This is a genomic window from Streptomyces sp. NBC_00620, assembly GCF_026341825.1.
Taxonomy (GTDB): domain Bacteria; phylum Actinomycetota; class Actinomycetes; order Streptomycetales; family Streptomycetaceae; genus Streptomyces.
Window position 1 is genome coordinate 769,103 of the sequence record NZ_JAPENY010000002.1, and the last position, 25,983, is coordinate 795,085.

Sequence of the window (25,983 nt, forward strand, 5' to 3'; positions counted from 1 at the left end):
CAACTCGCCACGAACGTAACTCTTTAACCGATTCGTACACCGGTGAAACCTACCGTGCGACGGCCTTACGCCCTTGACAGAGGGGTGTTCGGTTGCCGACACATCGGGTCGGGTCCGGCGGATTGTGTTGCTGCGGACCGGTGACACGCCATAGAGTCGCCAACCGTCGGCATGGTGCCACGCTGACCTATCGAGAAGTTTCCTGGTCACCAAGGAGGTAAGACGACTTGTGAATGAGTCGACATTTACTCCCGGGGGTGGTCAACCAGGAATGCCGACGCGGGGCCAGGGCCCCACGGGGCTGGAGGCTGTCGGCTCCGTCGCTGTCCGCACCTTCGCAGCCCAGAAGAGTCCCCGGATGACTCAGACAGCACACCCGAGCATGGATGGCCATCACGTGAACGCCATGGCCGGCAACGGAAGTGGCGAGAACCGCACCCACTTCGCCGACTACGACGAACTGCCCGAGGGGCACTTCTACGACCCCGACGCCGAGTACGAGCCAGATCCCGAATACGCGGCCACGCTCGCGCCCGACGCGGCGCGTCAGCGCCGTGAGCGCGTCGGCCCGACCGGGCGCCCGCTGCCGTACTTCCCGATCCCGGGCCCGCTGACCGACCACGGCCCCGCGACGATCATCGCGATGTGCAACCAGAAGGGCGGCGTCGGCAAGACCACGTCGACCATCAACCTGGGTGCCGCGCTCGCGGAGTACGGACGCCGGGTCCTGCTCGTCGACTTCGACCCGCAGGGCGCGCTCTCGGTCGGCCTCGGCGTCAACCCGATGGAGCTCGACCTCACGGTCTACAACCTGCTCATGGAGCGGGGCATGGTGGCCGACGACGTGCTCCTGAAGACGGCGGTCCCGAACATGGACCTGCTGCCCAGCAACATCGACCTGTCCGCCGCCGAAGTGCAGTTGGTGAGCGAGGTCGCGCGCGAGTCCACACTCCAGCGCGCCCTGAAGCCGCTGATGGCCGACTACGACTACATCGTGATCGACTGCCAGCCCTCGCTCGGCCTGCTCACCGTCAACGCGTTGACGGCAGCCCACAAGGTGATCGTGCCCCTGGAGTGCGAGTTCTTCGCACTGCGCGGTGTCGCGCTGCTCACCGAGACCATCGAGAAGGTCCAGGAGCGGCTCAACCCCGAGCTGGAGCTCGACGGCATCCTCGCCACGATGTACGACTCCCGCACGGTGCACAGCCGTGAGGTGCTCGCGCGCGTGGTCGAGGCCTTCGACGATCACGTCTACCACACGGTCATCGGGCGCACGGTGCGCTTCCCGGAGACCACCGTCGCCGGTGAGCCGATCACCACGTACGCCTCCAACTCCGTCGGTGCCGCCGCCTATCGCCAGCTCGCCAGGGAGGTGCTCGCCCGGTGTCACGCCGAGTGAGTCTGCCGGGGGCCGACGAACTGTTCCGTACCACCGGGGGAATGGCGCTCCAGTCGTCCTCGCCCTCGCGCCGGACCAACGGCGAGCCCCGGGTGCCGGCTCCCGCGGGCGAGAGCGACGCGGCGGCCGCCGGGGAGGACGCACCGCAGTCGGTGCCCGTCCAGGGCGGTGACGGCGAGGGCGACGAACACGTCGCTGCCGACTCCGGCTCGGAGGGCTCCCGCAGCCGGGGTGCGGCTCCGGAGCGCTCGGGGCCAGGTCAGGCGGCGCAGGAAGGTTCTGCCGCCGGGCAGTCCTCGCGCAAGCGCGGACGGGGCCAGGGGCAGGGGCGCCGGCAGCCCAGTGGCCGGGAGCGGCACGACGAGAAGATCACCGTGTACGTCTCCGCCGAGGAGCTCATCGATCTCGAGCACGCACGTCTGGTGCTCCGGGGCGAACACGGGCTGGCGGTCGACCGTGGGCGGATCGTGCGTGAGGCGGTCGCCGTCGTCCTCGCCGATCTTGAATCCCGTGGGGACGCGAGCATTCTCGTACGACGGCTTCGTGGGCGGTAGGAGGTAGCCTGCGAGCGCTATGCCCTCGTACGACGCTTCCGTCCCGTCCGCCGGCCCTGGTGCCGGTCGTCGGCGTGTTCTGGGGCGGGGTCCTGGGCCGGACCCGGCTCCCGCTCCCGCAGAGGATCTGGTCGTACCTCCTCCCGAAGAGGAGCCTGAACCGCCTGCGGCGGTGAGCGAGTCGCCGGTAACCGAGGAACCGCCCGAGCCCGACGACGGTGTCTTCAAGGTGCGGCTCGCGAACTTCGAGGGGCCCTTCGACCTGCTGCTTCAGCTGATCTCGAAGCACAAGATGGACGTCACGGAAGTGGCGCTGTCACGCGTCACCGACGAGTTCATGGCACACATCAGGGCGATGGGGCCGGACTGGGATCTGGACCAGACGACCGAGTTCCTCGTCGTCGCCGCCACCCTGCTCGATCTCAAGGCGGCACGGCTGCTGCCGTCGGCCGAGGTCGAGGACGAGGCGGACCTGGCGCTCCTGGAGGCGCGGGACCTGCTCTTCGCGCGGCTGCTGCAGTACCGCGCGTACAAGCAGATCGCGGACATCTTCAACGCCCGCCTCGAGGAAGAGGCCCGCCGCTACCCCCGTACCGTCGGCCTGGAGGCCCACCACGCCGAGCTCCTTCCCGAGGTGGTCATCAGCATCGGGGCGGAGGGGTTCGCGAAGCTCGCCGTGAAGGCGATGCAGCCCAGGCCCAAGCCTCAGGTGTACGTCGATCACATCCACGCGCCGCTGGTCAGCGTGCAGGAGCAGGCGGGGATCGTGGTGGCGCGGCTGAAGGAACTGGGGGCTGCCAGTTTCCGCGACCTCGTCGACGACACCGACGACACCCTGACCGTCGTGGCCCGCTTCCTCGCCCTGCTCGAGCTGTACCGCGAGAAGGCCGTGTCGCTGGACCAGGAGGAGGCGCTCGGGGAACTCGTCGTGCGCTGGACCGGCGGGGACAGCGACGAGGAGCCGAGGGTCACGGACGAGTTCGACCGGCCGCCCGAGGTGCCGCCCAAAGAGGAGAAGAAGGCGTGAGCGAGGACACCACCGAGACCGAGGGCGGGCCGCGCACCGTCGCCGACCTCGATCTCAAGCCCGCCCTGGAGGCCGTCCTCATGGTCGTGGACGAACCCGCGACCGTGGAGCACCTCTCGAAGATCCTCGAGCGGCCGAAGCGGCGGATCGCGGCCGCTCTGCGCGAGCTGGCCGACGAGTACACCATTCAGGGGCGCGGCTTTGAGCTGCGGCTCATCGCGGGCGGATGGCGGTTCTACTCCCGGCCCGAGTACGCGATGGCCGTCGAACGCTTCGTCCTGGACGGGCAGCAGGCCCGCCTCACCCAGGCGGCCCTGGAGACCCTCGCGGTCGTCGCGTACCGTCAGCCGGTCAGCCGATCCAGGGTCTCCGCGGTCCGCGGAGTCAACTGTGACGGCGTGATGCGCACCCTCCTGCAGCGCGGTCTGGTCGAGGAGGCGGGCACGGAACCCGAAACAGGTGCGATCCTGTACAGGACGACGAACTACTTCCTGGAGCGAATGGGCCTGCGCGGCCTGGATGAGCTCCCGGAGCTCGCGCCCTTCCTCCCAGAGGCGGACGCGATCGAAGCCGAGACGCTGGAAGGGGTCCCGTCGTTCGATCCGGATGCACCGGATGCAGATGCAGACGACACGACGACGACGGAACTTTGATGCGAAGCAGTGGCAGCGGTAGTGGCAGGAACAGCGGCGGGCGCGGCAACCCCCGCGGGACCGGTGGGGGCGGCAACGCCCGCGGGTCCGGCGGCGGTGGCGGCGGTGCGCGCGGGAGCGGTGGGGGCGGCGGTCCCCGCGGTTCCGGTGGGGGCGGTGGCCCTCGCGGTTCCAGCGGTGGCGGTGGCCCCCGTGGTTCCGGCGGTGGCGGCAACCCCAGGGCCGCCGGTGGCGGCGGTGGCTCCCAGCCGAGGAGCGCGGGAGGGCGCGACGACCAGCCGAAGCGCCCCGGCAAGCCCCGTCCCGAGGAGCGCCGCTACGACGTAGGCCCCTCGGCGACCCACGAGGGCCCGAAGTCCGGTCGCGGCAACGCGGCCCGCGGCGGCGCCAAGGGTGGCCCCAGGCAGAGCCAGCAGCGCGGCGGCCGTACGGAGCCCGCTCGCTCCCGCGAGTACGAGACACGGACCGAGGAGCGCAACCGGGACCGGTACGCCGGCAAGCCGGAGATCAAGACGCCCAAGACCCACCCCGGGGCCGAGGAGGAGGGCGAGCGCCTGCAGAAGGTGCTCGCGCGCGCCGGCTACGGCTCGCGGCGTGCCTGCGAGGAGCTGGTCGAGCAGTCCCGGGTCGAGGTCAACGGCGAGATCGTCGTGGAGCAGGGCATGCGCGTCGACCCGGAGAAGGACGAGATCAAGGTCGACGGGCTGACCGTGGCCACGCAGTCGTACCAGTTCTTCTCGCTGAACAAGCCCGCCGGTGTCGTCTCGACCATGGAGGACACCGAGGGCCGTCAGTGCCTCGGCGACTACGTGACGAACCGCGAGACGCGGCTCTTCCACGTCGGGCGGCTCGACACCGAGACCGAGGGCGTCATCCTGCTCACCAACCACGGTGAACTGGCGCACCGCCTGACCCACCCCAAGTACGGCGTGAAGAAGGTCTACCTCGCGCACATCGTGGGTCCGATCCCCCGCGACCTGGGCAAGCAGCTCAAGAACGGCATCCAGCTGGAGGACGGGTACGCCAAGGCGGACCACTTCCGTGTCGTCGAGCAGACCGGCAAGAACTACCTGGTCGAGGTGACCCTGCACGAGGGTCGCAAGCACATCGTGCGCCGCATGCTCGCGGAGGCCGGCTTCCCGGTCGACAAGCTGGTGCGCGTCTCCTTCGGCCCGATCACCCTCGGCGACCAGAAGTCGGGCTGGCTGCGCCGCCTGTCGAACACCGAGGTCGGAATGCTCATGCAGGAGGTCGACCTCTAGGGGTGCCCGCCGTTTCGGCCGGTTCCGGGATTGCCCCGGGACCGGCCGATGCGTTTTCGGCTCCCCGCCGGTCTGTACCGGTGAGCGAAGGGAGCGCGAGATGGGCGCCACGACGGAGCGCGAGGAGTTCGTACGGCTGACCGACCCGTACCGGCGGGAGCTGCTCGCGCACTGCTACCGGATGCTCGGGTCGGTCGACGACGCCGAGGACCTGGTGCAGGAGACGTATCTGCGGGCCTGGCGGTCGTACGAGGGGTACGAGGGCCGGGCGTCCCTGCGGACCTGGCTGCACCGGATCGCCACGAATACGTGTCTGACGGCTCTGGAGGGCCGTGTGCGCCGTCCGCTGCCCTCCGGGCTCGGCGGGCCGGGAGACGCGCCTGAGGGGCCTCTGAGGGCCCCTGTGGCGGATGTCCCGTGGCTGCAGCCACTGCCGGACGCGCTCGTCGACCCGGCGAACGTCGTGGCGGCCCGTGGGAGTCTGCGGCTCGCACTCGTCGCCGCGCTGCAGAACCTGCCGGCGCGGCAGCGTGCCGTGCTGATCCTGCGGGACGTGCTGGCCTGGCGGGCGCCCGAGGTCGCCGCACTGCTCGGGACCTCCACGGCAGCCGTCAAAAGCAGCCTCCAGCGCGCGCGTGCCCGGCTCGACGAGCTGGCACCCGAGGAGGAACTCGTCACCGAGCCCGACGGCCCCGAGGACCGAGAACTGCTCGACCGCTACATGGCCGCCTTCGAACACGCCGACATGGACGCGCTCCTGGGGCTCCTCCAGGACGGCGTCGAGCTCGAAATGCCTCCCTACTTGGACTGGTTCAGCGGCAAGAAGGACGTGATGCGCTTCCTGGGGACGCGGGTCGGCTACGCGGGGCGCCTGCGGATGGTGCCCACGCGGGCCAACGGGCAGCCGGCGGTGGTGGCGTACGCGCGCGATGGAGACGGGGTGTACAGGGCGCACTCCGTGCAGGTTCTCGAGGTGAGCGGTGCGGGCATCGCCAGGATCACCGCCTTCTTCGATGTGGGGCTGTTCGGGCACTTCGGACTGTCCCAGGTGCTCTCGTGAACCCCGGGGAGCTGCTGGAGCGGTCGCTCGCGTATGCGCTGGGGAGCGTCGCCGTAGTGGTGCCGGGGAGCCTCGGGCGGGCCACGCCGTGTTCCGGGTGGGACCTGGGGGAGCTGCTCCGGCATCTGGACGACTCGGTGGAGGCGCTCTACGAAGGGGTCGCCGCGGGGCGTGTCGGGCTGTGTTCCTCGCCGGCCGCCGCCGATCCCGTGTGTGCCTTCCGGGAGCGGGCGTGCGCCCTGCTCGGCGCCTGGGCGGTGGTGTCGGGCGACGTGCCGTCGGCCGAGCCTTCCGTGGGTGTGGGGGACGGGTCGCTGGATCTCGGGCTCCTGGCGGCCGTCGGCGCCGTCGAGATCGCCGTACACGGATGGGACGTGGCGCAGGCGTGCGGGCGGGCGCGGCCGATCCCGCCCGCCCTCGCCGCCGAACTGCTCCCCGTGGCGCGGTGGTCCGTGGCGGACGCCGACCGGGGTGTGCGCTTCGCCGAACCGGTCGGCGCGCCGTCGTCCTGGTCCCGGCCCGGGGACCGGTTGCTGGCCTTCCTGGGGCGGCGTCCTAGCCCGCCGCGATTCCTTTCCGGACCGGGCCCGGTCTGCCTTCCGTGAGTGATCCCTCGACCTCACGAAAGGAACCGTCATGGCTGACACCCTGCGTGTCCCGGTCCGCGAACCAGCCGCCGGTGCCGCTCCGCCACGGCGGGTGTGGACCGTCGTACTGGCCGCACTCGGAGCGCTGCTCTGCTCCCTCGACGTGGTGGTCGTCGTCACCGCGCTGCCCACCCTGCGGGCCGAATTCGGGGCGAGCCTGTCCGAACTGGAGTGGACGCTCAACGCGTACAACCTGGTCTTCGCCTGCCTCACTCTGACCGGCGCCGCGCTCGGCGACCGGTTCGGGCGGCGGCGCATGTTCGTCGTCGGTCTTGCCGTCTTCACACTGGCCTCGGCCCTGGCCGCGCTCGCCGGCGGTCCCGGTCAGCTGATCGCCGCCCGCGTGGTCCAGGGCGCCGGAGCGGCCGTCCTGCTGCCGCTCACGCTGACCCTGATCAGTGAGGCGTTCCCGGCCGAGAAACGGGGCGTGGCGATCGGCGTGTGGGGCGGGGTGACCGGGCTCGGGGTCGCCTCGGGGCCCGTGCTCGGCGGTGCCGTCACCGAGGGCCTCTCCTGGCAGTGGATCTTCTGGCTGAACGTGCTGCTGGGGCTCGCGATGCTTCCCCTGGCCGCCGTCAAACTCCGCGAGAGCTACGGTCCCCGTCCCCAACTCGACGCCGTGGGACTGGTGTTGGCGGCCGTGGGTCTGACCGGGCTGGCCTGGGCGCCGGTACGGGCGCCGGAGGCGGGCTGGGGGAGTGCCGAGGTGCTGGGCGGGCTGGCGGTCGGAATCGTGTTCCTGACGGCCTTCCTCGGCTGGGAGCGGTCGCGGGCGCGCTACCCGATGCTGCCGGTCACGTACTTCGGGCGGCGCGGCTTCTCGACCGCCAACGGCACGATCTTCCTGATGTTCATGTCGCTGCTCGGCTCGATTTTCATGATCACGCAGCTCTTTCAGCTCGGCCTGGGCAATTCTCCGCTGGAGGCGGGCGTCCGGATCCTTGTGTGGACCGGCATGCCGCTGGCCGTCTCGCCGCTCGCGGGCGCGCTCGCCGACCGGTTCGGGAACAGGCCCTTCATGCTGACCGGCCTGGTCCTCCAGGCGGTCGGGCTCGGGCTGCTGGCCCGGCAGATCGAGCCCGGCGTGGACTACGGAAGCCTGGTCGTGCCGCTGATCCTCGCCGGGGTCGGCATCTCTCTGGCCTTCCCCACCATCGCCAACGCCGTGACCTCATCGGTGCCGCCCGGCGGCGCGGGCGTGGCGGCCGGCGTCAACAGTGCACTGCGCGCACTGGGCGGCGTCTTCGGAGTCGCCGTCGCCGCGGCCGTGTTCAGCCGGTACGGGGGCTACGGCTCGGCGGAGGCCTTCGTCGACGGGTGCGGGCCCGCGCTGTGGGTGTCGGCAGGGGCCGCTGCGGCGGGAGCGGCGGTGGCGGCGTTCGCACCCTCCCGACCCGCCAACAAGGCCTCGAACCAGCCCAGTTAAAGGGTTGTGTGAGCCCACTCACCTCCTTATAGTCGTAATGACTATTAGTCGTTCTGACTATTAATAGGGGGTGGGTGGGCGTGCTCGCACGGGAAGGTCGCGCGCCTGGCGGGAGCGCACCCGAGGGCTACGACAAGTACGCGTTCGAGCCCTTCGCCGTCACCGTCGACCTGGCCGTCCTGACCGTCCGCGCGGGCGTGCTCCAGGTGCTTCTCGTCGAGCGCGGGCAGGAGCCGTACATGGGCCGCTGGGCGCTCCCCGGCGGCTTCGTGCTGCCGCACGAGTCCGCGGAGGCGGCGGCCCGGCGCGAACTCGCCGAGGAGACCGGCCTGTCGGACATCTCCGGGCTCCACCTCGAACAGCTGAGGACGTACAGCGAACCCCGCCGCGACCCCAGGATGCGCGTCGTCTCCGTCGCCTTCGCCGCGCTGCTCGCGGACCCTCCCGAGCCGCACGGCGGCGGTGACGCGGCGCAGGCCCAGTGGCTGCGGTACAACGCGCTCGATCCGCTCGCCTTCGATCACGACCGGATCCTCGCCGACGCCCACGACCGCATCGGCTCCAAGCTCGAGTACAGCTGTCTCGCCACGTCCTTCTGCCCGCCCGAGTTCACCCTCGGAGAGCTGCAGCAGGTGTACGAGACCGTGTGGGGCACCGCGCTCGACCGGCCCAACTTCCGGCGCAAGGTCCTCGCCACGCCGGGCTTCGTCGACCCGGTGCCGGGTGCCGCACGCCTCACCGGAGGCCGCGGCAAACCCGCCGCGCTGTACCGCGCGGGCGGCGCCAAAACCCTGCACCCACCCCTGCTGCGTCCCACTCAGGAAGGACGACCCACATGACCACCACGACGCTCGCGAAACGTGCCGCCACCGGATCCCTGCTCGGCCTCGCCCTCGGCGACGCGATGGGGTTCCCGACCGAGTTCAACTCGGTGCCGGCGATCCTCGCGAAGTGCGGCCCGTGGCGCGAGATGGACCTGCCCAGGCCCGCGATCGTCACCGACGACACCCAGATGACGCTGGCGCTGGCACGTGGACTGCGGACGGCCATGGACCGCGGCCTGCTCGGCCCGCTGCGGATGGAGCGGCCGGTGCGCGAGGAGTTCGTGGACTGGTACCAGTCGCCCGACAACAACCGTGCGCCCGGCCGCACCTGTCTCGTCGCCTGCGACCTCCTGAAGAACGAGAAGCGGCCCTGGCAGGAGGCAAGCCAGATCGGCTCCAAGGGCTGCGGCGCCAACATGCGCGTGGCGCCCGTCGGACTCGTCCGCGGACTGAGCGAAGAACAGCGCGCGGGCGCCGCGCAGTTGCAGGCCGCCCTCACCCACGGGCACCCCACGGCGCTCGCCGCCGCCGACCTCACCGCACACGCGATCTGGCTCCTCGCAAACGGGACCGAGCCGATGGGACTGGTCGGCCGGCTGCGGTCGTACGCGTACGAGAACCGTCACCGCTACCACTCCCGCTGGCTCGGCGACCTGTGGACCCGCGGCCAGGACCCCACGCCGGAGCACTTCATCGGGCGCGGCTGGGACGAGTGCCTGGAGATCCTCGACCACCTCCGGCATGCCGTGCGAACGGTCTCGCCCGAGTCCGACCCCTGCCTGGCCACCGGCGGGGGCTGGGTCGCCGAAGAGGCGCTCGCCACCGGCCTGTTGTGCTTCCTGCTGTTCGTCGACGAGCCCCTCACCGCAGTACGCCGGGCCGCCTGCACCTCCGGCGACTCCGACTCCATCGCCTGTCTGACGGGCGCCTTCGCGGGCGCCTACCACGGCTCGGACGCGTGGCCGACGTCCTGGGCCGACCGCATCGAGTACCAAGGCGACCTCATGTCCCTTGGAGCGCTCTGGGACGCTTGAGGGATGACCGACCTCCTGGACCTCGATCTCAAGGCGGTGGTGTCCGAGCAGCCCGATCCCGTGCTGTTCGCCACCGTCTCCGGAGCACACCTCTACGGCTTCCCGTCACGCGACTCGGACGTCGATCTGCGCGGCGTGCATCTGCTGCCGGCGGCCGAACTGGTCGGACTGCGGGAGCCGGAGGAGACCCGGTCCCGGATGTGGGAGCAGGACGGGGTCGAGATGGACCTGGTCACCCACGACCTGCGCAAGTTCGTACGGCTGATGCTGCGCCGCAACGGCTATGTGCTGGAGCAGTTGCTCTCACCGCTCGTCGTGCACACCACCGACGCCCACCGGGAGCTGGCGGGTCTCGCCCCCGGCGTCCTCACCAGCCATCACGCCCACCACTACCAAGGGTTCGCGAACACGCAGTGGCGGCTCTTCGAGAAGACCGGCGAACTGAAGCCGCTGCTCTACACGTTCCGTGTGCTGCTCACCGGCATCCACCTGATGCGCAGCGGTGAGGTGCAGGCCGATCTGCGCGCGCTGATGGGGGAGACCGGGGCTCCTGTCTATCTGCCGGACCTGATCGCCGCGAAGGCGGAGCGGGAGCACGGGGCCGCGGATGTGCGCCACGCGCGCGTGGAGGGCGATGTCGAGCGGCTGCGCATCCTGCTGGACGAGGCGCAGGGCCTGTCAGCGCTGCCCGAGGCTCCGTCCGCGTACGACGCCCTGCACGCGTTCGTCGTCCGGGTCCGACTGGAGAGCTGACGCCCGGCGGACGCGTACGAGGAAGGCCTCGACGCGTGCCTGGTCCGGCTCGGCGGGGAGGGGACTGCGGCCGGCCGACTCGTCCGCCTCCGTCCCCAGTTGGCTCATCCACGTCTCCACCCGCGGCCACGGAACCTCGCCCCGCTTCACCGCGAGCAGCGGTTGGCGCTGATCGCCCACGTCGATCGTCAGCTCGCCCGTGCGCAGCAGATCACGGGCGCTCATCAGGAGCCGAAGCAGGTGCATGGCGTGCTTCCAGCGCGGGGCACCGTGCTGACGTACGTCGGCCTCCAGCTTCTTGCGCTGGCCGAGCGCGTAGCGCGTGAACGTCCCGTGGGCCCGCCGGGAGAGGAACGCCTCGCGCAGGGCGAGGAGTTCGCGGCCCGTGTCGTCGACGTACTCCACGACGGGGGAGTGCAGGCACTCCAGGATGTTCGGGTTCGCGCGCAGGGCCAGCTCGCAGAAGCGCTCCAGCTCCCAGCTGAACTGCTCCTCGGCCGGGCCCTCGACATGGGTCGGCGGCTTCTCGAAGCGCCAGAAGAGCGGGGTCGGGGCGAGGAACACGCCCCGGCGGTCGGTGTCGCTCGTGTCCGTGGCCAGGCCGAAGGCGCGCGAACCCATCACACAGGAGTAGATCGTGTGGTCGCGCACCAGGGCCTGGGGATCCATGTCCGGAGCGTACGTGCCGACTTCACGCCAGGGTGATCGAATTTCCCTTGACCGTGATCTGCTTCTCGGCCAGCGGCTGCGTCGCAGGGGGGTTGGCCACCGAGCCGTCCTTGATGCTGAACTTGCTGCCGTGGCAGTTGCAGTTGATGGTGCCGCCGGAGACGCTGGCCACCGGGCACTGCTGGTGGGTGCAGATGTTGGTGAAGGCCTTGAACTGGTCCTTCTCCGGCTGGGTCACCACCACCTGCTCGTCCTTGAAGATCTTGCCGCCGCCGACGGGGATGTCGGTCGTCTTGGCCAGTTCCTGTCCGGCGGAGGCGCCGGCGGACGACGAGTCGCTGCTGTCGTTGCTGCCGCCGTACTCACTGCAGCCCGCGACGAGAGCCGCCGCGCCGCTCGCGAGAAGAATCGTGCGCCTCGTCGGGCGATGGGTCATGTCGTCACTCCGAAGGTGCGGAAGAACCAGAGGGCGGACGTCAGCCAGATGACGGTGAGGACGGCGAACACGAGTCCGCCGACGATCGGCAGCAGCCAGCCGGGCAGTCGCTCCGAGCGGAGCAGCAGCATCTTGGCACTGAAGGCACCGAAGAAGAAGCAACCCAGGAGGGAGTGCCACAAAACGCGTGATTCGTACGTCTGATAGCCCAGCGCGTACAGACAGTGCACCGCGACCGGCACTGACACCAGGAACGCGATCCGCCCCGACCAGCGGTGCAGCACCGCCGACCAGCTCGGCCCCGGCAGCTTCCCGTACACCATCAACGCCGAGACCACCTGGATGAGCGCGAAGGCGAACGCCACCGTCGCCAGCCATGACTTCACGGCACCCGTGCTGCTGAAGCCGGCGATGTTGAAGGCCGTCCCCGCCGGGTCGTGGACCTTGCCGTACGCCCCGAAGCCGACCGCCACCGCCGCGGCGACCAGGGCCGGGACCAGATAGCGGGCCGGGTTCGGACGGCCGTGCGCGGGCTGCGGAGGCGGGAAGGCCTGGGTGGCGGCGTTCGGATCCACGGTCATGAACGGCTCCCTGCGCGAGAGGGGGTCGGATGAGGGGAACTGGAGGTCAGGGGGTGACGGGCTCGGCAGTGAGCTGCTCCCCGTCGATCGTCACGGCGCCGGTCTCCGGGTCGATGTCGGGCGCCGCCGAGGGCTCGCCGTCGCGGTTGACGATGCCGACCTGATCGCGGCCGTCGCCGGGCAGCACGACCCAGCCGCCGTCGACCTGGGCGCCGCGCACGGTGGCCGTCGCCCGGTAGAGCCCGGACGGCTTGACGGCCTTGTCGGCGGTGAAGCCGTAGCGCTGCCCTTCGAGGTCGACGGTGCCGCGGATCCGCTTGCCCTGGAGCGTGCCGTTCAGCTCGGAGCCGTTCTTGCCGGTGAGCTTCATGGTGCCGTCGTCCTTGACGTCGCCCTTGAGCCAGGACTCCTTGTCGTGGCCGTCGCAGAAGTACGCGATCGCTTTTCCGTTGCGCAGGGAGACCGCGATCGCCGAGGAGTCGTCGTCGGTGCGGCCCGCGTAGTCGGCGTTGGGCGGCGCGCTCTTCGACGGAGTCGGCGAAGCGGTGGTCTTCGTGGGTGACGGGCTCGACGTCGCGCTTGCCTTCGGGCTCGGCGAGGTGGACGCGGCAGGCACCTTTACTTGGGACGACGAGGCGCTCTTCGTCCCCGTCGTCGCGTTGAGCGACAGCAGGAACAGGCCGAGCACCAGTCCCGCGAGAAGGGTGAGAACGGGTCCTGGACGCTTCATACGGGCCATGCGGGCCTCCCCCGAGGCGAGTCTCCCGCTATGAGAGCGGATCCACGCCCCCGCGTCCAGAGGCGCACGGGTGTGTTCTCACTACAAGTGGCGGAATAGGGCGATTCAAGTGACATTGGCAGGGTCTCAGGCCGGGCGGTGACCTGCTCCTGGCCGCACTCTCGAAAGGCGTGACCAACCATGGCGGGTAACGATCTCGGCAGCCTGCTCGGCGGTCTCCTCGGCGGCGGCCAGGGCGGTGCGTCAGGCGGTTCCGGCGCAGGCATCCTGGGGGCGCTGCTCCAGTCCCTGGCCGGCGGCTCGGGCAGTGGTTCGGGAGGTAGCAGCAACCCGCTGGGCGGACTCCTGGAGATGCTCACCAAATCCGGGCTCACCGAGCAGAAGGACTCCTGGGTCGGCACCGGCGAGAACCAGTCCGTGACCGGCGCGCAGATCCAGCAGGCGCTGCCCGACGAGACCCTCAAGCAGGTCGCCGAACAGGCCGGTGTCACCCCCGACCAGGCCGCGATGCAGATCGCCGAGACCCTGCCCCAGGCGGTCGACAAGCTGTCCCCGAACGGTGAGTTGCCTTCCGCCTCCCTGGAGGACCTCATCAAGGCGCAGCAGGTCTGACGCCCTGTGTCGCGTGCGCGGTGGCCGTCTCGTCAGGCGGGCGCCGCGCACCCGCGCGTTGCGGGCTGACTACGCTGGTGTGACAAGACGTCTACGTACATCAGCAAGGAGCATCACCGTGGCGGTACGAGCGGTCCGGGGCGCCGTCCAACTGGAACGGGACGAGGCCGGCCACATGGACGAGCAGGTCAGCGAGCTGCTCACCGCCGTCCTGGAGCGGAACGGCCTCACCACGGACGACCTGATCAGCATCTGGTTCACCGCGACGCCCGATCTGCACAGCGACTTCCCGGCGGCCGCCGCACGCAAGCTCGGCATCGTCGACGTGCCGCTGATCTGCGCACAGGAACTGGACATCGAGGGCGCGATGCCCAGAGTCGTACGAGTCCTCGCGCACATCGAGTCCGACAAGCCCCGCGCCGACATCGCGCACGTCTACCTGGGCGCCGCGGGCGCACTCCGCAAGGACATCGCCCAGTGAGGACCGCCCTCGTCATCGGAACCGGACTGATCGGCACGTCCGCCGCCCTGGCCCTCGCGGCCCGCGGTGTCGTGGTCCACCTCACCGACCACGACCCGGAGCAGGCCCGTACGGCCGCCGCGCTCGGCGCAGGCACGGACGAGGCGCCCGAAGGGCCCGTCGACCTCGCGATCGTGGCCGCGCCGCCCGCGCACGTGGCCGCGACGCTCGCGGACGCCATGCGGCGCGGGGTCGCGCGCGGCTACCTCGACGTGGCGAGCGTCAAGGGCGGCCCGCGCCGGGAGCTGGAGGCGCTCGGCCTCGACCTGTCCTCGTACATCGGCTCGCATCCCATGTCGGGCCGCGAGAAGTCGGGACCGCTGGCCGCCACCGGAGACCTCTTCGAGGGGCGCCCCTGGGTCCTGACGCCCACTCGGGACACCGACACCGAGGTGCTCAACCTTGCCCTCGAACTCGTCTCGCACTGCCGTGCCGTACCGGTCGTCATGGACGCGGACGCCCACGACCGGGCCGTCGCGCTCGTCTCCCACATGCCGCACCTGTTGTCCAGCATGGTCGCCGCGCGCCTGGAGCACGCCGAGGAGGCCGCCGTACGCCTCTGCGGCCAGGGCATCCGTGATGTGACCCGCATCGCCGCCTCCGACCCCGGGATGTGGATCGACATCCTGTCCGCGAACCCCGGCCCGGTCGCCGACCTCCTCTCGGACGTCTCCGCCGACCTCGACGAGACGGTCCAGGCCCTGCGCGCCCTCCAGTCCTCCGACGAGGCCAAGCGGCGCGAGGGTGCCACCGGCATCGAGGACGTCCTGCGCCGAGGCAACGCCGGCCAGGTCCGCGTCCCCGGCAAGCACGGCTCGGCGCCGCGCGACTACGAGGTCGTGGCCGTCCTCATCGACGACCAGCCCGGCCAGCTCGCCCGCATCTTCGCGGACGCCGGGATGGCGGGGGTCAACATCGAGGACGTACGCATCGAGCACGCGACCGGGCAGCAAGCCGGTCTGGTGCAGCTGATGGTGGAGCCGAAGGCGGCGCCGGTGCTGAGCGCCGCGCTGCGGGAGCGGGGCTGGGCGCTGCGGCAGTAGCCCCCGCGCGACAGCTCGCTCGGGATGGCCCCTGGAAGGGCCAGTAAGCCGGGGTCCGTGGAGCCAGTAACCTTGTGCGGGGCGCGCTCGTGTCCCGTACAAGCCTCCGCCCCGCACCAGGAAGGTGTTCCCACCGTGGAAAACGGCGCCGCCCGGACCGTACCGGCTGTGATTGTCGCGATTGACGGCCCCTCCGGCACGGGCAAGTCGAGCACCTCGAAGGCCGTGGCCTCACAGCTCGGGCTGAGCTACCTGGACACCGGCGCCCAGTACCGGGCGATCACCTGGTGGATGGTGAGCAACGGGATCGACGTCACGGACCCGAGCGCGATCGCCGCCGCGGCGGGCAAGCCGGAGATCGTCTCCGGCACCGACCCGGCCGCGCCGGCCATCACCGTCGACGGGACCGATGTCGCGGGCCCGATCCGCACGGACGAGGTCACCTCCAAGGTGAGCGCGGTCAGCGCGGTGCCCGACGTGCGCGCCCGGATCACCGAGCTGCAGCGTTCGATCGCCGCCGGCGCGGAGACCGGGATCGTCGTCGAGGGGCGTGACATCGGGACGACCGTGCTGCCCGACGCCGATCTGAAGATCTTCCTCACCGCGTCCCCGGAGGCGCGTGCCGCCCGGCGCAGCGGTGAGCTGAAGGGCGCCGACATCAACGCCACCCGCGAGGCCCTGGTCAAGCGGGACGCGGCCGACTCCAGCCGCAAGACGTCCCCGCTCGCCAAGGCGGACGACGCGGTCGAGGTGGACACCTCCGACCTCACACTCCAGCAGGTCATCGAGTGCGTCGTCACCCTCGTCGAGGAGAAGCGGGCCGCGAAGTGACCGAAGCACCATCGGTACGGGGTGCCGAGGTCGGGCGCCGTATCGGCGTGGGACTGATGTACGGCCTGTGGAAGCCGCGCGTCCTGGGCGCCTGGAAGGTTCCCGCGAGCGGCCCGGTGATCCTGGCCGTGAACCACGCGCACAACATCGACGGACCGATGGTCATGGGCGTTGCGCCCAGGCCCACGCACTTCCTGATCAAGAAGGAAGCGTTCATCGGCCCGCTCGACCCCTTCCTGCTCTCCATCGGCCAGCTGAAGGTGGACCGCTCGGTCGCCGACCGCACGGCGATCACCAGGGCGCTCGGCGTCCTGGACAACGGCGGCGTACTCGGGATCTTCCCGGAGGGCAGCCGGGGCGAAGGAGACTTCGCCTCGCTGCGGGCCGGGCTCGCGTACTTCGCCGTACGCAGCGGGGCGCCCATCGTCCCGGTGGCGGTACTGGGAAGTTCCGAGAAGAGCAGCCGGTTGATAAAGGGGCTGCCCCCGCTGCGCAGCCGGGTCGACGTCGTCTTCGGCGACCCCTTCGAAGCGGGCGACGGCAGCGGACGGCGTACGCGCAAGGCGCTCGACGAGGCGACCGTACGCATCCAGAAGCAGCTGACCGCGCACCTGGAAGACGCCAGGCGTCTCACCGGACGCCGGGAAAACGCCGGGCGCCCCACCGGGCACTAGGCGACACTTGAGTAGTGGATCTCCCGACACGCGGGCGCTCCACCGATCACCACGAAAACGACGAGGTACGGACTTCATGAACGACCACATCCAGCCCGACGGCTCGGCAGAGCACGAGCACGGGGCGCTTGGCGATGCCGAGTACGCGGAGTTCATGGAGCTCGCCGCGGAAGAGGGCTTCGACGTCGAGGACGTCGAGGGCGCGATCGGGGAGGCGGGCCACGGTCCACTGCCCGTGCTCGCCGTCGTCGGCCGTCCCAATGTCGGCAAGTCGACCCTGGTGAACCGGATCATCGGCCGCCGCGAGGCCGTCGTCGAGGACAAGCCCGGCGTCACCCGCGACCGCGTCACCTACGAGGCCGAGTGGGCGGGCCGCCGCTTCAAGCTCGTCGACACCGGCGGCTGGGAGCAGGACGTCCTCGGCATCGACGCCTCCGTGGCCGCCCAGGCCGAGTACGCGATCGACGCGGCCGACGCGGTCGTCTTCGTCGTCGACGCCAAGGTCGGCGCCACCGACACCGACGAGGCGGTCGTACGACTGCTGCGCAAGGCCGGCAAGCCCGTGGTCCTGTGCGCCAACAAGGTCGACGGTCTGAGCGGCGAGGCCGACGCCTCGTACCTCTGGGCCCTGGGCCTCGGCGAGCCGCACCCCGTCTCCGCGCTGCACGGCCGCGGCACCGGCGACATGCTGGACGCCGTCCTGGAGGCGCTGCCCGAGGCTCCGGCGCAGACCTTCGGCACCGCGGTCGGCGGCCCCCGCCGTATCGCCCTCATCGGCCGCCCGAACGTCGGCAAGTCCTCACTGCTGAACAAGGTGGCCAACGAGGACCGCGTGGTCGTCAACGAGGTCGCGGGCACCACCCGTGACCCGGTCGACGAGCTCATCGAACTCGGCGGTATCACCTGGAAGTTCATCGACACGGCGGGCATCCGCAAGCGCGTCCACCTCCAGCAGGGCGCGGACTACTACGCCTCGCTGCGTACCGCCGCCGCGGTGGAGAAGGCCGAAGTCGCCGTCATTCTCATCGACGCGTCCGAGACCATCTCGGTCCAGGACCAGCGCATCGTGACGATGGCCGTCGAGGCCGGGCGCGCGATCGTCCTCGCCTTCAACAAGTGGGACACCCTCGACGAGGAGCGCCGCTACTACCTGGAGCGCGAGATCGAGACCGAGCTCCTCCAGGTCGCCTGGGCGCCGCGCGTGAACGTGTCGGCGCGCACCGGGCGGCACATGGAGAAGCTCGTCCCGGCGATCGAGACGGCCCTGGCGGGCTGGGAGACCCGCGTCCCGACCGGTCGGCTGAACGCCTTCCTCGGCGAACTGGTCGCCGCCCACCCGCACCCGATCCGCGGCGGCAAGCAGCCCCGCATCCTCTTCGGTACGCAGGCGGGCACCAGGCCTCCGCGGTTCGTGCTCTTCGCCTCCGGCTTCATCGAGCACGGCTACCGGCGCTTCATCGAGCGCCGCCTGCGCGAGGAGTTCAGCTTCGAGGGGACGCCGATCCACATCTCGGTGCGGGTGCGCGAGAAGCGCGGCGCCAAGAAGAAGTAGCGGTGACGGGAAAGGGGCGGCTCCTCGAAGGAGCCGCCCCTTTCCCGTTGTTCCGCCCTCAGAGACCCCTGCGCGGCGCGGGTGGCAGCGCGGCCGGGACGTGGTGCATTCCGGTGCTGTGCTGCTGCCGCCCGCTCGTGTGCTGCCGCGCGGAGTACGCACCCGCGCTGTACGAGCTGTAGGAGTTGTGGGGGCTGTACGAGCCGTACGAGCTGAACGAGTTCGTGCCCTGCGGGAGGCGCCCGAAGGCCGCGAAGTCCAGCTCCTCCTCGCCGTGGCGGTCGCCGGGCAGGGCCCTGAAGGACTTGACCCACTCGGCGTACAGCGCGTCGTAGATCGGCGTGGCCGATGGGCCGCCGGGAGGATCCTGGGCCGGTCGCACGGACTGGACCGGCTGGAAGGGCTGGCGGCGGGGGACGTCGTAGGTGTGCACGTACGTGCCAACGACCCCGCCGCCGGACGGATACTGTCCTGTGCGCCCGAACTGGCGCAGGCCGGGGGAGCGCTCAGGTTCCGGCGAGCGGCAGGGCGCTCCCGACGAGCTTGCCGTTGGCGGCGGCCTTGTCCAGGGCGTCGCGCAGCAGGTCCTCGCGGGGCTGGCGGCCGATCGAGCCGACCGGGGCCGCGAACAGGAGCACCTGCTGGTGCTTGTTGGCGGCGGCGCGCCAGCTGTCGGCGACCTGGAGCGCCTGGTGCGCCTGCCACCAGGCGACGGGCGAGCCGCCGCCGGTGCCCGGCTGGAGCACGGCGTGCAACTGGCCGGCGGCGAGCAGCACGGACCAGCCGTGCAGCACGGGCGGCACCGAGTTGAGCTCGGTCACCGGCATGAAGCCCTGCTCGATGAGGAGGGGCAGGAAGTCGTCGCCGATGTCGGTCGAGCCGGGGCGCACGATGGGCCCGGTCGGTTCGACGACCAGCGCCGGGTGCAACTCGCCGTTGATCAGGATCAGTCCGCTGGTGACCCCGAGCACGGCCTGCTCGGGCCCGGCGCCGGCCGGCCCGCCCTCGGCGGTGATCGAGCGGACGGCGCCCTGGAGTTGCTCCTCGGTGACCTGGACGACCTGAGAGGGCAGGCAGGACGCGTGGGCGAAGGCTAGGACTGCGGTCTCGTCGCCGATGAACAGGACGGTGCTGGTGCGCTCCTGTTCCGAGTCGCCCTGGGTGCGGCAGGACGTGCAGTCGTAACTGCCCGGGGCGTTCTCTCCGGCGAGCAGCCGGTCGGCTTCTTCGTCGCCGATCTCGGCGCGTACGTCGTCGCTGACGTCGAGCATGCGCGGCACGGTGGCTCCTCGGGATGCGGTGCGTGGCGTCGCCGGGTGGCCCCCGGCTCATGAGCTGGGGGGTCCCCGGCTCATGAAGATGACAACGGGCGATCTGTGGCGGGAGTCACGCCCGGGAGCGAACGGAATCGAACCATCCGGCGCGCAGGGTGAGGTCACCTGCGGAATTCGTCACTCCAAGCCAACTTCTGGGTGTACCAGGGAAGTTGGTTCGGTGAAGTGGGTCACAGATCGTCAGGGTGGCAGGTCGACAAATCAGGAAATCACCCAATGAAGTGGGTGGCCGAAAATCGACGATACCCTCGGTAACGGCTAACTGGCCTCGAATGACAAGGAGTTGGTTGATATAGGGCGACAAGCTCCATAGATTCCTCGACCGTGTGCAACGAGCACCGCTCGGGTACGTCCGCCGGCCGAACCAGCCAGCTCGCAGCACAGCCTCCGGCGGACGGGGCGGAGCGCGACAACCGCGTCAAACGCGCAGGGCGTCGCGCCCCGTCTTGGGGGACCCCGGGTCCGTGGAGAGGAATTACATGTCCGCGTGTGCCGAGAACAACACTCATAAAGGTCGTACGACACGTACGGCTGCGGTCCTCGCCGGGGCGGCCCTGCTCGCCCCGCTCGGACTGCTCGCCGCGAGCGGCAACGCCGTCGCGGCCGACAGCGGAGTGTGGGACCGCATCGCCAAGTGCGAGAGCGGCGGAAACTGGCACATCAACACCGGCAACGGCTACTACGGAGGGCTCCAGTTCTCCGCAAGCACCTGGCGCGCGTACGGCGGTGGCGCCTATGCGGCAACCGCCGACAAGGCTTCCAAGGGCGCCCAGATAGCCGTCGCCACCAAGGTCCAGCGCGCACAGGGGTGGGGCGCGTGGCCCACCTGTTCGGCGCGGGCCGGAGCGTACGGAAGCGCGCCCGGATCCTCGGGCGCCGGGTCGGCCGGAGGCTCGGCCACCAAGAAGTCGACGCCCAAGTCGGCGCCGAAGTCGACACCCAAGTCGGCCCCGTCGAAGGCGCCCGAGCGCCCGGCGGACGACCACACGAACCGGAGTTCGTCCCGGGGCGACTACACCGTCCGCAGCGGTGACACGCTGAGCACCATCGCGGTGTCGCACGGGACCACCTGGCGGAAGATCTACGCCGCCAACAAGGCAGTCATCGGCGGTGATCCCGACCTGATCCTGCCCGGGCAGCGGCTCGACCTCTGAGCCCCGCCCGTCGCCCTTGAGAGAGGGGGTCCTGCCCGGTCGGTCCGCCGACCGGGTGGGGCCCCGGCCGAGCCGGGCGCGGCTGGCCGGGCGCGCGTGGCGGGCTGCCTAGCGTGGGCCGATGCATCCCACGCGGTTCCCATCGACCATGTCGGACAAGTGCGTTCGGTACGCGGCCGTGATCGCCGCCGCGCTGGCCGTGCTCGCCCCTTCCCGGGCGATGGCCGCGCCACCGCCACCGCTTCCCGGCCCTCAGGCGGCGCAGGTGCCGTACGACTGCGTCAAGGATCAGTGGCCCTGGGGCTGTCTCGCCGACTGCGAGAGCAGCGGCCGCTGGGACGCGAACACCGGGAACGGCTTCTACGGCGGGCTGCAGTTCTGGCCGCCGACCTGGGAGGAGTACGGCGGCCTGAAGTACGCCGCGCGTGCCGATCTGGCCACGCGCGCGGAGCAGATCACCGTCGCCGAGGGGGTGTTGGCCGCCCAGGGGTGGGAGGCCTGGCCCGTCTGTGCCAAGAGGTACGGACTCCAGGGCCGCATGCATGTGGTGAAGCGTGGCGACACGCTCTCGTCGATTGCCCGCAAGTACCAGGTCAAGGGCGGCTGGCAGGCTCTCTACAAGGCCAACAAGCAGATGATCGGGGCCTATCCGGACCGGCTGAACGTGGGCACTCTGCTCGTCATCCCGAAGGGTTCGGGCGGCGCCCGGATCTCGGCCCCTGCCCTGTTCGGCCCGCCCCTGTCCCCCCTGGCCCCCGTGTCGCTTCGGCCGCCTCTCCGCTGAACACGACCGCGCCGCGGCGCAGTTCATGGACGTACACCGTCCGCCCGGCCCTCTCCAGCAGGCCGGGCGGCAGCCGCTGTTCCGCGACCACCACGCACGCGTCGAGGCCGCCGAGCAGCTCGTACGTCCGTGCCGCGACCCTCGGTGACATGCCCTGCGCCGGCTCGTCGACGAGCACCACGCGCGCGCGTGCCAGCAGGGCGCGGGAGAGGGCGAGCATGCGCTGCTCCCCGCCGGAGAGAGTGCCGGCGCGGCGGGGGAGGAGGGGAAGGAGCTGGGGGTAGGCGTCGAGGGCGCCGGCGAAGTCGTTCTTGGGGGCGGCCAGTTCGAGGTTCTCGCGGACCGTGAGCGAGCCGAAGACGGCCCGGCGCTCCGGGACGAGGCACAGTCCGCGCCGGGCGCGTTCGTAGGCGGGCAGTCGGGTGACGTCCGCGCCGTCCCAGACGACGGCGCCGCCGGACAGGGGTACGTCCCCAGCGAGGGCGCGCAGCGCGGTCGTACGGCCGGAGCCGTTGCGGCCGAGCAGCACGGTGAGGCCGGGGCCGGGGGCGACGAGGGTCACGCCGTGCAGGGCCTCCAAGGGGCCGTAGCGCACGCGCGCGTGGCGCAGGGCGATGCTCATCCGCCGGTCCCCGTCTCGAGTACGCGGTCGGCGGGCCCGGAGGTGACGATCCGCCCCGCGGCCATGACATGGACGGTATGGGCCAGGTCGGCGACCAGATCGAGATCGTGCTCCACGACGAGCAGGGCCATGCCGTCCGCGGCGAGGGCCCGCAACACGCGCGCGAGGGCGGCCACTTCACCGTTGTCGAGCCCCGCGGCAGGCTCGTCGAGCAGCAGCACCCGCGGACTTCCGGCGAGCGCCCGCGCCAGCTCGACGCGCCTGAGCGTCCCGGTCGGCAGCCCCGCCGCGGGCAGCGCCCGCACCGGCCCGTCGAGCCCGAACAGGCGCAACGCCCGCTCCACGGCCCCCGGATCGGGGATGCGTCCCTGCTCGGCGCCCACCCGCACGTTCTCGGCCACGGTCAACGAGGGGAAAACCGCCAGCTGTTGAAAGGTCCGCGCGATCCCGAGGCGAGTACGGGCGTGCGCCGCCTGCCGGGTGATGTCACGCTCCCCGAGCAGTACCTGCCCGCGCGCCGGGCGCAGAGTCCCGGCGAGACAGTGGAAGAGGGTGCTCTTCCCCGCGCCGTTGGGACCCACGACGGCGGTGACCCGCCCGGGCCGGACTTCGAGGTCGACTCCGTCGAGGGCGGTGAAACCCCCGTAGGTGACGTGCAGTCGGCGGGCGCGCAGGGTGGTGGGCTCCAGCGGGGGGTGCGAGCGGCGGGGTGCGGCCGGTGCCGCGCTCGCCGGGCCGGGCGGTGCCGTGGCGTCTCCGCGCGCTTGCGCGGGGCCTCCCGCCCGCACGGGATCGTCCTGTCGGCTCGGGGGCCGACCCGGATCCTGAGCGGACGTGCGGCTACGCGGTGGTGCGGAGTCGTCCCGTCGACTCCGGGGTTCACCCGCTTCCGAGCCGGGAGCCTCGCCCCGCGGCTGTGCCGCACTTCCCGGCTGTTCGGTGCCTCGCGTCGTCCCGTCGGTTCCGGGTTGTCCGGGGGTGTCGGGCGGCGTGGCGATGTGGCCGGGCCTTGCGGTGCTGGGGTGGTCGTGCCGGAGTTCACCGGGACTGCCGGCGGGGGTGTTGCCCTGCGGTTGTCCGGAGCCTGGCGCCTGCCCGCCGATGCCGGGTCGCCCGGCACTGCTGAGCGGCGCGGTATCGGGGGGCGGCTTGGCACCATGCCTCGAAGCTGTGTGGCTCGGCTCGGACAGGCCACCTTGCCTGCCCTGTTGCCCGGAGTGTCCCGCCCCCGAGGGGTCCCAACCGGCTGGACGGCGTCCGCGCTCGGGTAGCCCCGGCCCTCCCGGTGCGTGCCGCCTCGCGGATGTCATCGCGGTGGCCTCCGCCGGTACCAGCTCCCTGGCCGTCCTCGGTCGCACCGGCCGCAGTTGGCGTCGTACGCGGGCCCCCAAGGGGGTGAGTGTCGCCCGGCGGCGCAGGCGCAGCCGGGAAGCGGCGGTGCGCAGGGCCTCGTACGGGCCCCCGGGGAAGCGGCCGACGAGGACGGCCAGTACGCCGATGAGGGCGGCCGCCACCCCGCCGCGCGCCCCCGCGTCGAGCCCGACGAGCAGGGCCGCGGCGGCGAGGGCGCCGAGCACGCTGTCGGCGCCGAGGACGACGACCGCCGCGAACCAGAGCAGGCCGCGGACGGGGTCGTAAGCCGTCGCGTCGAAAGCGCGCAGGCCCATGCCGAGCATGCCGCCGCCCAGCGCGGCCAGGGCGGCGCCCGCCACGAAGGCGGTCAGTTTCAGGGCCGGGACGCGGACTCCCGCCGCCGACGCGCCCGACTCGTGGTCGCGCATCGCGGCCAGGGCCCGGCCCGTGCGGCCGCGGCGCAGCACGCCGGCCGCCAGCAACGCGCAGGCCAGCAGGGCCAGTTCGAGCAGGTAGTACGCGCGGTCGCCGTCGAAGCCCGCCGGGCGGTCCAGGGACAGACCCGAGGTGGCGTACGGCTGGCTGAAGACGAAGCGGCTGACGCCGACGCCCACCGCGAAGGTGGCCAGGGCGAGGGCCAGACCGTGGCGGCTGATGGCGGGCCAGCCGGTCAGGAGGCCGAGCGGGGCGACCAGGATCACCGCCACCGCGAGCGCGGCCAGTTCCGGGAGCCGCGGCAGGCCCGGGAAGCGGCCCGCCGCCAGCAGGGCCGTGAAGAGGGCGCCCAGACCCGCGTACGCCGCCTGCCCGAGCGAGATCTGGCCGCCGCGGCCGGTGACGACGACCAACGACAGCAGCACCACGCCCAGCGCCGGCACCTGCACCTGCACCGACGTATGCAGGTCCGAGCCCGCGAAGCCCAGCGGCAGGAGGAAGAGGACGACCGCCACGATCCACGCCCCCGGTGGTGTCGCCACCCGGGCCGTCGCCGTGCGCGGGAGCGCGTCGCGGGTGCCGATGCCGGGGAGGACGAGGGCCGCGATCAGGAGCGCGACGACGAACAGGTTCGCGCCGACCGCCTGGAGCAGCGGTTCACCCCAGCCGGACGGGTGCAGCCGCGTCAGCTGGCTCTGGGCGACCCCGATGCCCAGCGCCACCACGACGGCCACCGGGAGGTTGCGCATCCGGGCGACCACGGCGACCGCGAGCACCTCCATGACGAGCAGGGGCATGCCGTACGGGTCGAGGCGCACGTAAGGGGCGAGGAGCACGCCCGTCAGACCGGCCGTGAACGAGCCGAACGCCCAGCCCGCCGCGGCCACCCGGTCGGCATCGATGCCGCCGAGCACGGCGAGCGAGCGGTCGTCGACGACGGCGCGCAGCTCCGTGCCGATGCGGGTCCAGCGCGTGACGGCACCGACCCCTACGGCCAGCGCGACGGCCACCGCCAGCTGCCCCCACGGATCCGCCGACACCAGCGTCGGCGCGTCCGCCCGTGCCCCGGTGCCCCACACCAGGGCGGCCCCGCCGACCAGCAGGACGAAGACGCCGATGGACGCGACGAGCGTCTGCGCGGGGTCACTGCCGAGGACGGACAGCGGACGGAAGACGAAACGCTCCAGGGCCACGCCGATCGCCGGGGCCACAAGGAGCAGCGTCACCGCGGCGCCGAGCCACAGCGGCCAGCCCCATTCGACCGTGAACTGGCGCAGCAGATACGCGCACACCATCGCGATCGCGCCGTGCGCGAAGTTGAGTACGCCGGTCGCCCGGTGGGTGACGATCAGCCCGATCCCGGTCAGGGCGGCGGCGCTGCCGACCGAGAGACCGGCGAGGGTGAGGTCGTACGTCAGTGACGCCATCAGTCGTCCGGATCGGCGGCGGACGGCTCGCAGATCGGGCAGGGCCCCAGTTCCCCGCTCGCCAGCAGCAGCGAGTCCACCGGCACGGCCTCCGCCTTCCCGGCGACCAGCGGGCAGTCCGCGCGATGCCACAACGTGCCGCCCGGCACCGTCAGCAGCTCGCCGCTGACGGCGACGGGCACGGCCGCGGCCTGCCCGGACTCGTCCACGTCGGCGGGCTCCGCCGCGACGAGGAGCCCGTACAGCTCCTCCACGCGCGCCGCCGCCAGTGCGTTCCTGCCATGGGTGAGCAGTACCGCGCCCGCGATGATCAGCGCGGCGCCGGGAACCGTGCACGACGCGAGAAACGGCAGCTGCCGCTCCGCGTAGCGCTCGCCCGAGATGCCGTACCAGCCGATCACGCACAACACCGCTCCCGCGGCGAGCGCGGCCCACCCCGCCCACAGGACGGGGTGCACAGTCCGCAGTCGAGCTGTCCGCATCCGGGGCTCCAGCACGTCGTGTGTTTGGTCCGTTGACTGTCCATGTCAGCCAATGGCTTGCACTATGCCTTCTGCAAGCTGACCCTGAAAGCACCG

At 71.5% G+C, this 25,983-nt stretch carries 28 protein-coding genes; 19 read left to right on the forward strand and 9 right to left on the reverse strand.

What is annotated here, in order from left to right; translation table 11 throughout:
- Positions 1 to 271: 271 nt before the first annotated feature.
- The 11 genes from OG246_RS22625 to OG246_RS22675 all read left to right on the forward strand — a co-directional run bounded on the left by OG246_RS22625 (position 272) and on the right by OG246_RS22675 (position 10,639).
- A complete protein-coding gene (locus tag OG246_RS22625) occupies positions 272 to 1,399 on the forward strand; it encodes a ParA family protein (protein ID WP_266466456.1) in 1,128 nt (375 codons plus the stop codon).
- On the forward strand, positions 1,384 to 1,953 hold the full coding sequence (locus OG246_RS22630) for a hypothetical protein (protein WP_266466459.1): 570 nt from the start codon (positions 1,384 to 1,386) through the stop codon (positions 1,951 to 1,953). Before OG246_RS22625 ends, OG246_RS22630 begins: the two co-directional genes overlap by 16 nt.
- Positions 1,954 to 1,972: 19 nt before the next feature.
- Positions 1,973 to 2,980 (forward strand): ScpA family protein, encoded by a 1,008-nt coding sequence (locus tag OG246_RS22635; RefSeq protein ID WP_266466462.1) that lies wholly within the window; start codon positions 1,973 to 1,975, stop codon positions 2,978 to 2,980.
- On the forward strand, positions 2,977 to 3,633 hold the full coding sequence (scpB, locus tag OG246_RS22640; protein ID WP_266466465.1) for an SMC-Scp complex subunit ScpB: 657 nt from the start codon (positions 2,977 to 2,979) through the stop codon (positions 3,631 to 3,633). The genes OG246_RS22635 and scpB overlap by 4 nt, the downstream gene beginning before the upstream one ends.
- Positions 3,633 to 4,895 (forward strand): pseudouridine synthase, encoded by a 1,263-nt coding sequence (locus OG246_RS22645; RefSeq protein ID WP_266466468.1) that lies wholly within the window; start codon positions 3,633 to 3,635, stop codon positions 4,893 to 4,895. The genes scpB and OG246_RS22645 overlap by 1 nt, the downstream gene beginning before the upstream one ends.
- 100 nt (positions 4,896 to 4,995) lie before the next feature.
- The gene (locus tag OG246_RS22650) at positions 4,996 to 5,955 is read left to right on the forward strand and encodes a sigma-70 family RNA polymerase sigma factor (protein WP_266466471.1); all 960 of its coding nucleotides are present in this window, start codon (positions 4,996 to 4,998) and stop codon (positions 5,953 to 5,955) included.
- Positions 5,952 to 6,560, forward strand: a complete 609-nt coding sequence (locus OG246_RS22655) for a TIGR03086 family metal-binding protein (protein WP_266466473.1) — start codon at positions 5,952 to 5,954, stop codon at positions 6,558 to 6,560. The genes OG246_RS22650 and OG246_RS22655 overlap by 4 nt, the downstream gene beginning before the upstream one ends.
- A 31-nt stretch (positions 6,561 to 6,591) precedes the next feature.
- The gene (locus OG246_RS22660; protein WP_266466476.1) at positions 6,592 to 8,028 is read left to right on the forward strand and encodes an MFS transporter; all 1,437 of its coding nucleotides are present in this window, start codon (positions 6,592 to 6,594) and stop codon (positions 8,026 to 8,028) included.
- A gap of 80 nt (positions 8,029 to 8,108) precedes the next feature.
- Positions 8,109 to 8,867: an NUDIX domain-containing protein gene (locus OG246_RS22665; protein WP_266466479.1), complete on the forward strand. Its 759-nt coding sequence runs from the start codon at positions 8,109 to 8,111 to the stop codon at positions 8,865 to 8,867.
- Positions 8,864 to 9,886 (forward strand): ADP-ribosylglycohydrolase family protein, encoded by a 1,023-nt coding sequence (locus OG246_RS22670; protein WP_266466482.1) that lies wholly within the window; start codon positions 8,864 to 8,866, stop codon positions 9,884 to 9,886. The genes OG246_RS22665 and OG246_RS22670 overlap by 4 nt, the downstream gene beginning before the upstream one ends.
- A 3-nt stretch (positions 9,887 to 9,889) precedes the next feature.
- Positions 9,890 to 10,639: a nucleotidyltransferase domain-containing protein gene (locus tag OG246_RS22675; protein WP_266466484.1), complete on the forward strand. Its 750-nt coding sequence runs from the start codon at positions 9,890 to 9,892 to the stop codon at positions 10,637 to 10,639.
- Here the strand turns inward: OG246_RS22675 and OG246_RS22680 are convergent.
- Genes OG246_RS22680 through OG246_RS22695 form a run of 4 tightly spaced genes read right to left on the reverse strand, consistent with a single transcriptional unit; the run spans position 10,565 to position 13,055 of the window.
- Entirely contained in the window at positions 10,565 to 11,308 is a 744-nt protein-coding gene (locus tag OG246_RS22680) for a nucleotidyltransferase domain-containing protein (RefSeq protein WP_266466487.1), read from the reverse strand. The two genes, OG246_RS22675 and OG246_RS22680, sit on opposite strands and share 75 nt — an antisense overlap.
- Before the next feature lie 22 nt (positions 11,309 to 11,330).
- Entirely contained in the window at positions 11,331 to 11,744 is a 414-nt protein-coding gene (locus OG246_RS22685; protein ID WP_266466490.1) for a Rieske (2Fe-2S) protein, read from the reverse strand.
- Complete coding sequence (locus OG246_RS22690; protein WP_266466494.1) at positions 11,741 to 12,325, reverse strand: DUF6529 family protein; 585 nt, start codon at positions 12,323 to 12,325, stop codon at positions 11,741 to 11,743. The genes OG246_RS22685 and OG246_RS22690 overlap by 4 nt, the downstream gene beginning before the upstream one ends.
- Positions 12,326 to 12,371: 46 nt before the next feature.
- Complete coding sequence (locus tag OG246_RS22695; protein WP_266470809.1) at positions 12,372 to 13,055, reverse strand: hypothetical protein; 684 nt, start codon at positions 13,053 to 13,055, stop codon at positions 12,372 to 12,374.
- Positions 13,056 to 13,244: 189 nt separating this feature from the next.
- On the opposite strand from OG246_RS22695, the gene OG246_RS22700 reads away from it, so the two are divergent.
- From OG246_RS22700 to der, 6 genes are all read left to right on the forward strand, one after another.
- Positions 13,245 to 13,676, forward strand: coding sequence for a YidB family protein (locus OG246_RS22700; protein ID WP_266466497.1), 432 nt, complete (start codon positions 13,245 to 13,247; stop codon positions 13,674 to 13,676).
- Positions 13,677 to 13,794: 118 nt separating this feature from the next.
- Entirely contained in the window at positions 13,795 to 14,157 is a 363-nt protein-coding gene (aroH, locus tag OG246_RS22705; RefSeq protein WP_054234458.1) for a chorismate mutase, read from the forward strand.
- Complete coding sequence (locus tag OG246_RS22710; protein WP_266466504.1) at positions 14,154 to 15,239, forward strand: prephenate dehydrogenase; 1,086 nt, start codon at positions 14,154 to 14,156, stop codon at positions 15,237 to 15,239. The genes aroH and OG246_RS22710 overlap by 4 nt, the downstream gene beginning before the upstream one ends.
- A gap of 135 nt (positions 15,240 to 15,374) precedes the next feature.
- Complete coding sequence (gene cmk / locus OG246_RS22715; RefSeq protein WP_266466508.1) at positions 15,375 to 16,070, forward strand: (d)CMP kinase; 696 nt, start codon at positions 15,375 to 15,377, stop codon at positions 16,068 to 16,070.
- Positions 16,067 to 16,744 (forward strand): 1-acyl-sn-glycerol-3-phosphate acyltransferase, encoded by a 678-nt coding sequence (locus OG246_RS22720; protein WP_266466518.1) that lies wholly within the window; start codon positions 16,067 to 16,069, stop codon positions 16,742 to 16,744. Before cmk ends, OG246_RS22720 begins: the two co-directional genes overlap by 4 nt.
- A 76-nt stretch (positions 16,745 to 16,820) precedes the next feature.
- Positions 16,821 to 18,296 (forward strand): ribosome biogenesis GTPase Der, encoded by a 1,476-nt coding sequence (der, locus tag OG246_RS22725; RefSeq protein ID WP_266466523.1) that lies wholly within the window; start codon positions 16,821 to 16,823, stop codon positions 18,294 to 18,296.
- Positions 18,297 to 18,354: 58 nt separating this feature from the next.
- Here der and OG246_RS22730 read toward each other — a convergent pair whose 3' ends face one another.
- Both OG246_RS22730 and OG246_RS22735 read right to left on the reverse strand, forming a co-directional pair.
- On the reverse strand, positions 18,355 to 18,729 hold the full coding sequence (locus OG246_RS22730) for a hypothetical protein (RefSeq protein ID WP_266466527.1): 375 nt from the start codon (positions 18,727 to 18,729) through the stop codon (positions 18,355 to 18,357).
- Positions 18,730 to 18,802: 73 nt separating this feature from the next.
- On the reverse strand, positions 18,803 to 19,576 hold the full coding sequence (locus OG246_RS22735) for a hypothetical protein (protein WP_266466532.1): 774 nt from the start codon (positions 19,574 to 19,576) through the stop codon (positions 18,803 to 18,805).
- Between the two features lie 533 nt (positions 19,577 to 20,109).
- On the opposite strand from OG246_RS22735, the gene OG246_RS22740 reads away from it, so the two are divergent.
- Positions 20,110 to 20,784, forward strand: a complete 675-nt coding sequence (locus tag OG246_RS22740) for a transglycosylase family protein (protein WP_266466535.1) — start codon at positions 20,110 to 20,112, stop codon at positions 20,782 to 20,784.
- A gap of 121 nt (positions 20,785 to 20,905) precedes the next feature.
- Positions 20,906 to 21,568, forward strand: coding sequence for a transglycosylase family protein (locus OG246_RS22745; RefSeq protein ID WP_323178327.1), 663 nt, complete (start codon positions 20,906 to 20,908; stop codon positions 21,566 to 21,568).
- Here the strand turns inward: OG246_RS22745 and OG246_RS22750 are convergent.
- The 3 genes from OG246_RS22750 to OG246_RS22760 are packed head-to-tail and all read right to left on the reverse strand — an operon-like array spanning position 21,465 to position 25,887.
- On the reverse strand, positions 21,465 to 22,190 hold the full coding sequence (locus OG246_RS22750) for an ABC transporter ATP-binding protein (protein WP_266466538.1): 726 nt from the start codon (positions 22,188 to 22,190) through the stop codon (positions 21,465 to 21,467). The two genes, OG246_RS22745 and OG246_RS22750, sit on opposite strands and share 104 nt — an antisense overlap.
- Positions 22,187 to 25,405 carry an ATP-binding cassette domain-containing protein gene (locus tag OG246_RS22755; protein WP_266466542.1) on the reverse strand — a complete coding sequence of 1,073 codons (3,219 nt, stop codon included), beginning with the start codon at positions 25,403 to 25,405 and terminating at the stop codon, positions 22,187 to 22,189. The genes OG246_RS22750 and OG246_RS22755 overlap by 4 nt, the downstream gene beginning before the upstream one ends.
- Entirely contained in the window at positions 25,405 to 25,887 is a 483-nt protein-coding gene (locus OG246_RS22760) for a hypothetical protein (protein ID WP_266466545.1), read from the reverse strand. Before OG246_RS22760 ends, OG246_RS22755 begins: the two co-directional genes overlap by 1 nt.
- Positions 25,888 to 25,983: the final 96 nt, after the last annotated feature.